Annotated in this window: 13 protein-coding genes; 7 read left to right on the forward strand and 6 right to left on the reverse strand. The window is 64.9% G+C overall.

From position 1 onward, the window contains the following. Positions 1-26 precede the first annotated feature (26 nt). From Q322_RS0109035 to Q322_RS0109045, 3 genes are all read left to right on the forward strand, one after another. Positions 27-1199: a DUF1501 domain-containing protein gene (locus tag Q322_RS0109035; RefSeq protein WP_029477582.1), complete on the forward strand. Its 1173-nt coding sequence runs from the start codon at positions 27-29 to the stop codon at positions 1197-1199. Further along, a complete protein-coding gene (locus Q322_RS0109040) occupies positions 1187-1690 on the forward strand; it encodes a hypothetical protein (protein ID WP_029477583.1) in 504 nt (167 codons plus the stop codon). The genes Q322_RS0109035 and Q322_RS0109040 overlap by 13 nt, the downstream gene beginning before the upstream one ends. Before the next feature lie 114 nt (positions 1691-1804). Continuing rightward, complete coding sequence (locus Q322_RS0109045) at positions 1805-2812, forward strand: LacI family DNA-binding transcriptional regulator (RefSeq protein WP_029477584.1); 1008 nt, start codon at positions 1805-1807, stop codon at positions 2810-2812. A gap of 28 nt (positions 2813-2840) precedes the next feature. Here Q322_RS0109045 and dinB read toward each other — a convergent pair whose 3' ends face one another. Beyond that, positions 2841-3911 carry a DNA polymerase IV gene (gene dinB, locus Q322_RS0109050; RefSeq protein ID WP_029477586.1) on the reverse strand — a complete coding sequence of 357 codons (1071 nt, stop codon included), beginning with the start codon at positions 3909-3911 and terminating at the stop codon, positions 2841-2843. A 184-nt stretch (positions 3912-4095) separates the two neighbouring features. Here dinB and Q322_RS0109055 point away from each other — a divergent pair, with 184 nt between their 5' ends. Further along, a complete protein-coding gene (locus tag Q322_RS0109055; protein WP_029477587.1) occupies positions 4096-4350 on the forward strand; it encodes a ribbon-helix-helix domain-containing protein in 255 nt (84 codons plus the stop codon). After that, entirely contained in the window at positions 4341-4688 is a 348-nt protein-coding gene (locus Q322_RS0109060; protein WP_029477588.1) for a type II toxin-antitoxin system PemK/MazF family toxin, read from the forward strand. The genes Q322_RS0109055 and Q322_RS0109060 overlap by 10 nt, the downstream gene beginning before the upstream one ends. A 56-nt stretch (positions 4689-4744) precedes the next feature. On the opposite strand, the gene Q322_RS0109065 is transcribed toward Q322_RS0109060, so the two are convergent. The 4 genes from Q322_RS0109065 to Q322_RS0109080 form a co-directional block, all read right to left on the reverse strand. Beyond that, positions 4745-5179: a PIN domain-containing protein gene (locus Q322_RS0109065; RefSeq protein WP_084147892.1), complete on the reverse strand. Its 435-nt coding sequence runs from the start codon at positions 5177-5179 to the stop codon at positions 4745-4747. After that, complete coding sequence (locus tag Q322_RS0109070) at positions 5142-5399, reverse strand: AbrB/MazE/SpoVT family DNA-binding domain-containing protein (RefSeq protein ID WP_029477590.1); 258 nt, start codon at positions 5397-5399, stop codon at positions 5142-5144. The genes Q322_RS0109065 and Q322_RS0109070 overlap by 38 nt, the downstream gene beginning before the upstream one ends. 87 nt (positions 5400-5486) lie before the next feature. Continuing rightward, positions 5487-5888: a PIN domain-containing protein gene (locus Q322_RS0109075; RefSeq protein WP_029477591.1), complete on the reverse strand. Its 402-nt coding sequence runs from the start codon at positions 5886-5888 to the stop codon at positions 5487-5489. After that, a complete protein-coding gene (locus Q322_RS0109080) occupies positions 5885-6085 on the reverse strand; it encodes a type II toxin-antitoxin system VapB family antitoxin (RefSeq protein ID WP_029477592.1) in 201 nt (66 codons plus the stop codon). Before Q322_RS0109080 ends, Q322_RS0109075 begins: the two co-directional genes overlap by 4 nt. Positions 6086-6246: 161 nt before the next feature. Between Q322_RS0109080 and Q322_RS0109085 the strand changes: the two genes are divergently transcribed. Then, positions 6247-6489, forward strand: coding sequence for a ribbon-helix-helix domain-containing protein (locus Q322_RS0109085; protein WP_029477593.1), 243 nt, complete (start codon positions 6247-6249; stop codon positions 6487-6489). Further along, entirely contained in the window at positions 6480-6827 is a 348-nt protein-coding gene (locus Q322_RS0109090) for a type II toxin-antitoxin system PemK/MazF family toxin (RefSeq protein WP_034418100.1), read from the forward strand. Before Q322_RS0109085 ends, Q322_RS0109090 begins: the two co-directional genes overlap by 10 nt. Before the next feature lie 94 nt (positions 6828-6921). Here the strand turns inward: Q322_RS0109090 and Q322_RS0109095 are convergent. Beyond that, positions 6922-7250 (reverse strand): hypothetical protein (locus Q322_RS0109095; RefSeq protein WP_029475275.1); only part of this gene is annotated, 329 nt, incomplete at its 5' end.

The following is a 7250-nucleotide window of genomic DNA, read 5'->3' on the forward strand; positions in this document are numbered from 1 at the left end:
ACCTTTAGACCTCCGAAGGAGCTTCCATGCCCGATAGACGCGATTTTCTCAAACTCTCTGCCCTGGCGGTGGCCGCCACCACCGGCATGCCCGGCTTTCTGGCGCGGGCGGCGGCGCAGGCCAGCCGCGACAAGACGCTGGTGGTCATTCAACTGACCGGCGGCAACGACGGCCTGAACACATTGATTCCGTACAGCAACGGCGCGTACTACGCCGCGCGGCCCACCATCGCCATTCCCAAAAAGGACGTGCTGACCCTGACGCCGGACCTGGGCATGCACCCGGCCCTCAAGCCCTTAATGGACCTCTGGGACGGCGGCAAGCTGGCCTGGATGGAAAACGTGGGCTATCCCAACCCCACGAGGTCACACTTCGCCAGCATGGCGATCTGGCACACCGCCGATCCAAGGCAGGCCGAGGCGGACGGCTGGATCGGGCGGCTGGCCGAGCGCCTGGGCGATCCCTTCTGTGCGTCGAACATCGGCGGCAACACGCCGCGCGCCCTCCAGGCCGACACCTTCAGCCTGCCCAGCATCGAGGCGGTGGACAACTTTCAGATCAAGGTGCCGCAGGGGCTGGACGGAGCCTTTTACTCCATGCTGAACGCCCCGCGCAACGGCGAGGCCGACTACCTGCTGCGCGCCACCCGCCAGATGATGAAGAACACGGCGCGCGTGCAGCAGAATGTCAAGAAGTACAAATCGGGCGCGAGTTACCCGGACCACAAGTTCGCCGCTCAGCTTCAGGACGCCGCGCGCCTGATCGCCGCCGGGGTGGGCCAGCGCATCATCTACATCTCGCTGGGCGGCTTCGACACCCACGCTGGGCAGCGCGCCGAGCAGGACGAGTTGCTGGGCACGCTGGCGGGCGGCCTGAGCGCCTTTTACGCCGATCTTCAGAAGCAGGGCCTGGCCGATCAGGTGCTGGTGATGGGCTTTTCCGAGTTCGGGCGGCGGGTGGCCGAGAATGCCAGCGCCGGGACCGATCACGGGCAGGGCAGCGTGATGTTCGCGCTGGGCAATGGGGTCAACGGCGGCATTCACGGCAGCAGTCCGGACCTCGAAGACCTGTCGATGGGCGACATCAAATACCGCCAGGACTTCCGGGGCGTGTACGCCGAGGGCCTTCAGAAGTGGCTGAGCCTGGACGCCCGAGGGGTGCTGGGCGGCGATTTCACGGGGCCGGGATGGGTGGCCTGAGCGCCAGTGGCCGCAGCGTCCGTCTGGTGGGGGGTGGGCTAGCGGCGCTGGTGGTCCTGAGCCTGCCCGTCGCCCTGGCCATGCCCAAGTACCGCGCGCAGGCGATTCAGCAGTTTCATTACGACACCGGCAACCCGCTGTGGGCACTGGACCGCCGGGTGATGGCCTGCACCTTCTGTCACGTGGGCGCGGGCGGCGGCGCACCCTGGAACCCGTTCGGCGAGGCCATCCGCGCCGGCTTCAGGGCCGACGCGGCGGCGGGCCGCCAGGGCAAATTCCCGAACGTGCTGTATGCGGTCCTCCAGGCCGGCGGGGACGCGGACGGCGACGGCTACCCGGACGCGCTGGAGGTCTTTGCCCACACCCTGCCCGGCGACGCGGGAAGCAGGCCCGACACACCCCTGGCCGGGTTGCAAACCGAATTCGCGGTGGCGGGGGGCATGGAGCAGTACGCGCCACCAGCGGCAAAGGGGGCGGGAGCGGGGCGCTGACGGCGAGGGCTGCCCCCCGTTCCGCTCTCCGGGACCCGGATCACGTCCGTGCCCTCACGCAATCCTGAGTTCTGGAATCCCTTCCAACTTCCGGGGTATCCTGGGCCTCCAATCATGAAGACCCCCACCATTCAGGATGTCGCCCAGCGCGCGGGCGTGGGCGTGGGCACCGTGTCACGGGTGCTGAACAACCACGCGGCGGTCAAACCCGCGACGCGCGAGACCGTATTGCAGGCCATCGCCGACCTCGACTACACGCCCAACCCGCACGCCCGGCGCATCGCGGGCGGCAAGAGTTACACCATCAGCGTGCTGCTGCCGGTGCTGACCACCGAGTTCTACGCCCGGCTGCTGGACGGCCTGGAAACGGCCTTCCAGGAGGCGCGTTACGACGTGGCGATCTTTCCGCTGCTGGACCGCTCGCGGCTGGAGCGCTACCTGGCCTCGCACACGCTGGCCTACCAGGCCGACGGGCTGGTGATGGCGACGTACAATCTGACCAAAGTGTTCCACGAGCGCCGGTTGCGGACCCAGCAGCCCACCGTGCTGGTAGACGCCTACACCGACGACGCCGACTGCTCGTACATGGATAATCTGGCCGGGGGCGTGCTGGCCGGGGAATACGCCGCCACGCTGCCGGGGGCGCTGTACGCCATCTGGGTGGAGACCGAACTGGACCAGCTCTTTACCACCCGCGTTTTCGAGGACCGCCGCACCGGATTCTTCCAGGCGCTCGCGGCTGCCGGGCGCACGGTGGCCGGCGAGTACACCGCCAGCTTCGACACGCTGGCCGCCCGCAATACCGCCGCCGCGCTGCTGGACGACGTGCAGCGCGGCGAAGGCGGCCTGCCCTGCACGGTCTTCGCCTCTGCCGACCTGCTGGCCGGGGCGCTGCTGGACGAGGCGCGGGTACGCGGGCTAACGCCGGGCCAGGACGTGCGGATCATCGGCTTCGACGATCAGCCATGGGCCGCCGCGCGCGGCCTGACCACGCTGCACCAGCCCGTCGAGGCGATGGGTCACGAGGCCGCGCAACTGCTGCTGTCGCGGCTGGGAGGCTACCAGGGACCCGCCCGCGCCCGCCGCTTCCAGCCGCATCTAATCGTGCGGGACAGCGCGTAAGGCAGGACTGACCCTCTTCGGCACAGGCTCAGTCGAACAGACCCGGCTGCGCGGGCCTCTCCCCCACCCCGCACAGGCCCGCCGCCGTGATTCCGGCCAGGCGTACGCCCCGCCCGGACAGCAGCTCCGGCGTCAGCGAATGCGCGGCGGCGCGGGCCAGATCGGGGGCCAGGTGGACGGGCGCGGGCAATGTGACGCGGCGGGTAAGAACAGCCCGGTCACTGAACTTGAGTTTTAAAACCACGGTGCGCCCGGCCAGACCCGCCCGCGCCAGCCGCCGCTCCACCGCCTCTGCCAGCACCGGCAGGCGCTCCAGCACGGCCTCCACGCTGCCCAGATCGTCGCCGTAGGTTTCCTCCGCGCCGACGCTCTTGTGCGGGCGGTCCGGGTCCACCGGGCGGTCATCCAGCCCGTGGGCAATGCGCCAGAAGTGCTGGCCCACCTTGCCGAACTGCGCCGTCAGGTGTTCGGGCGAGGCAGCGCGCAGGTCCGCCCCAGTGTGGATGCCCCGCGCGGCCAGCTTGGCGGCGGTGGCCGGGCCGACACCGTGGAAATCGCCCACCGGAAGGGCGGCCAGCAACCCATCCACCTGAGCGGGCAGCAGCACCGTCAGGCCATCGGGCTTGTTCATGCCGCTGGCGAGCTTGGCGAGAAACTTGTTGACGCTGACCCCGGCGGTGGCGGTCAGTCCCGTCTCGGCGCGGATGTCGGCGCGGATGGCCTGTGCGATGCGGGTGGCGCTGGGGCCGCCGCGCAGGGCCGTGGTCACGTCCAGATATGCCTCGTCCAGCGACAGCGGCTCCACCAGCGCCGTGTAGCGGGCGAACACCGCGCGAATCTGGGTGCTGACCTCGCGGTACGCCTCGAAGCGGGGCGGCACCACCAGCAGATCGGGGCAACGTTCCAGCGCCCGGTAAAGCGGCATGGCGCTGCGGACACCAAAGGGCCGCGCCTCGTAACTGGCGGTCAGAACCACGCTGCGCCGCCCGCCCCACGCTACCGCCAGCGGACGCCCCCGCAACCGCGCGTCGTCGCGCCCCTCTACCGACGCGTAAAAGGCGTCCATGTCCACATGAATGATCTTGCGGCTGGTGGACATGGCCTCATTTTACGGTAGGGGCGGAACCGGCCAGCGGGTCAGGAGTGGTTGAAAGGTTGCCAGCTCTCCACCACCCGCCTCCACCCCGGGCGAAAGCCAAAGCGAGAGCAGAAGCAATGGGCGACATGATTGGCTTACCAGCTCCAATCTTTAAGATAGTTAGTATGAATGATAGTATGAAGCTATGACCACCAATTCTGCACAGCGCATCACCATCAGCCTCCCCCCAGATGCCGCCCGCTATCTGGAGGAATACCAGCAAACCCACCACCTGACCAGCCGCAGTGAGGCCGTGTTAAAAGCCATCCAGGCGCTCCGTGATCAGCAACTGGCCGAGGAATATGCCGCACTGGCCCGCGAGAACAACCCGGAACGCGCCCGTTTTTTGGAAGGCAGCACCGATGGTCTGGAAGCCAGTGACGGCAGCGAATGGCTGTAGGGCTGATCCGCCGGGGTGACATCCTGCTGATCGAGTTCGCTCCTGCCCGCCGCGCCGAGGCGGACTTTATCCGGCCCGCCGTGGTCATCACCAACAATGTTGCCAATGCTGGGGCAGACGCCATTACAGTTATTCCGCTGACCAGCAATCTGAATAGCGTGTACGCCTTTCAACTGCTGTTGCCCACCAAGCGCACCGGATTGCACCAGGACAGCAAGGCGCAGACGGAACTGATTGGCTCGGTAGCCCTGACCCGTGTGCGCCAGCGTCTGGGCCACGTTCCCGAAGACCTGATGCGTGAACTGGACGGCAGAATCCGGCTGCATCTGGCCCTCTAGCCCCAACACAGCACCCGCCCCCACCACGGTCGAAAGCTGAAGCGGGGGCAGAGGCTTTACCGAATCAACTGCACCGTGAACGGCAGGTCTGGAATCACGGCCCAGCCGCGCTCCGCCGTCAACACATCCAGCTCCAACGCTTCCGCCGTTCCCAGACAACAGGCGTCCCCCAGACTGAGGTCATAAGGCGATTTGCGGGCGTAGTAAAATGCGGCCTTTTCACGGCAAGCCGAATCAAACGGCGCTTCCGTCACAAGAGATCGGAGGGCTGCCAGTCGGCTTTGAATCTGCCCCTGGGTCAACTGGCCGCGCCCGACGAGTTTTCCTTCCGCTTCGGTCAGGGTCACGCTGCTGATCCGGCAGGCCCGTGAAGAGATGATCCTGTCTACCTCGTCCACGCCCGGCTCGTCTCCCAGAAAAGCCAGCAAGGCACTGGCATCCAGCAGCACTGGCTTACCAGCCCTTCCGGGCGGCTTCGGCGCGGCGGTCATCCAGAAGTTCCTGAGTCAGATCCACCCCAGGAGGACTTTTCAGGCTGCCCCGCAGCTCCTGCGCCAGCGCCCGGCGGCTGGTCAGCCGGAAACCATGCTCCTCTCTGAGCAGGATCAGGTCATCGCCTTCCTGAACGCCCAGTTCTGCGCGGACGTCCACTGGCACGACAACGCGCCCCTGTGCCTGGACTTTCAGATGGTAGGCATGAGAAGTGGTCATGCCTAAGTATAACACTTGAGGCATGAGCGCAACGTAACCCCACCGCTCTGCCCGACCCCACCACGGGCAAAAGCCGAAGCTGTGGCTCTAAACCTGTACGAGTGTCACCGGAATATATGCGGCATACCGGGCAAAATCCCTATCTTTGGTCAGGATTGGTAGTCCCCAAGCAACGCTACAGGCGCAGAGCAGATAATCCGTGCTGCTCCCCTGAACGCCGTGGCTGCGGCACAGATAGAAGAACTCGGCAGCCCGCTCGTACTCTGCTTGCATGGGCGGACGTTCTGGAAAGGCGGCCAGCGCCCCACGCAGGCGGTCAAATTGGGCGCGGTCACGGCAGCCCTGAAGTGCTTCCTGCCGAATACAACCCAGCATCTGCACCCGACTTTCCCGGATCAATTCGGCCAGGAGAAGCGCTTCAGGGGACAGCTCACCGCTCCGTTTCCTCAGCCCCTCTGACCAGACATCGCTATCCACAATGATCTTCAAGAGCGTTTGCGCTGGGCGCGCATCTCCTCCTCGCTGTCCATGTCGAGGGTGCCGAAGAGGTCAAGGATTTTGAGCTGTTCGCGGTGCTGGATGTATTCAGTCAGCGCCTCATTCACCGTTTCGCGCTTGGTACGTTTGCCGCCCACTTCCAGAGCGCGTTCCAGCAGTTGTGGGTCAATCTGAAGGTTCGTCGCCATGCCCCAAGTCTACATACAGGCGTGTGTAAGATTGTGCTTGAGCGGCTGCACCCAGCCCCCCAACCCCATCCTCCAACTCGCCCCCACCACGGGCAAAAGCCGATTCAAAGCAGAAAGTCAAAATCCTGCTGCCCACCCAGTATGCATGTTAGTGTGCATCTATGACATACGATACGACACAGCGCATCACGGCCAGCCTGCCGCCCCATCTTGCCACCTTTATTGACGACTACCAGCAGCGCACCGGCACCAGCAAGAGCGAAATCATTGCCCTGGGTCTGCGGGCCTTGCAGGAACAGCTACTGGCCGAGGAATACGCCGAATACGCCCGCTCTGGCGAGTTTGTAGACCTTGAAACGGGCGAAGGGCTGGAAGCGGGCAAGGGTGAAAAGCTGTGGCAATAGGGCTGATCCGGCGCGGCGACATCTTTCTGGTGGACTTCTCGCCCGCCCGCAACAATGAGGCCAACTTCACCCGGCCTGCGGTGGTGGTCACAAACAATGCCTCTAACGCGCAGAACGTTGTGATTACGGTGGTGCCGCTGACCAGCAACATCGAGCGGGTCTACAGCTTTCAATTGCTGCTGCCCAACGAGCGCACCGATCTGGACGCCGACAGCAAGGCGCAGGTGGAGCAGCTCCGTAGTGTGGCGCTCAGCCGGGTACTGCGCCGTCTGGGCCATGTTCCCGAAGATTTGATGCGCGAACTGGACGGCAGAATCCGGCTGCATCTGGCCCTGTAATACGGATTCCGATTGAATCGTTTGCAAAAACGATGGAAATCCGAGCAGAGCGAGTAGGAAAGAATACGGGTTCTGCGGTATGGATTAACCCCGTTTAGGGCTTGGTGAGATTGTGGGCAATGACGGCCAGGACGACGCGCAACCGCAATGAGGCCAGCGTTTTGGTCTGAACAGACCGAATCCCCTCAGCAACAAGTTGCGAGAACACCGTTTCAATGCGTTTTCGTAATTTCGGATGGCGGTCTGGCCGCCATCCGGTGTCGTATCGGGAGTTGACTTTGGGCGGGTAGATGTAGCCCACGCAGCAGTACCCCTTGTCGCCCACGATTTTTGGCCCGTCGAAGTCGGGCCATCGGCGGTTGAGCTCGTAACTCACCGTGGTGTCGTGCAGATTGGCGGGCCTGATCAGATACTGCGCGATCT

The organism is Deinococcus frigens DSM 12807 (assembly GCF_000701425.1).
In the GTDB taxonomy this organism is placed as follows: domain Bacteria; phylum Deinococcota; class Deinococci; order Deinococcales; family Deinococcaceae; genus Deinococcus; species Deinococcus frigens.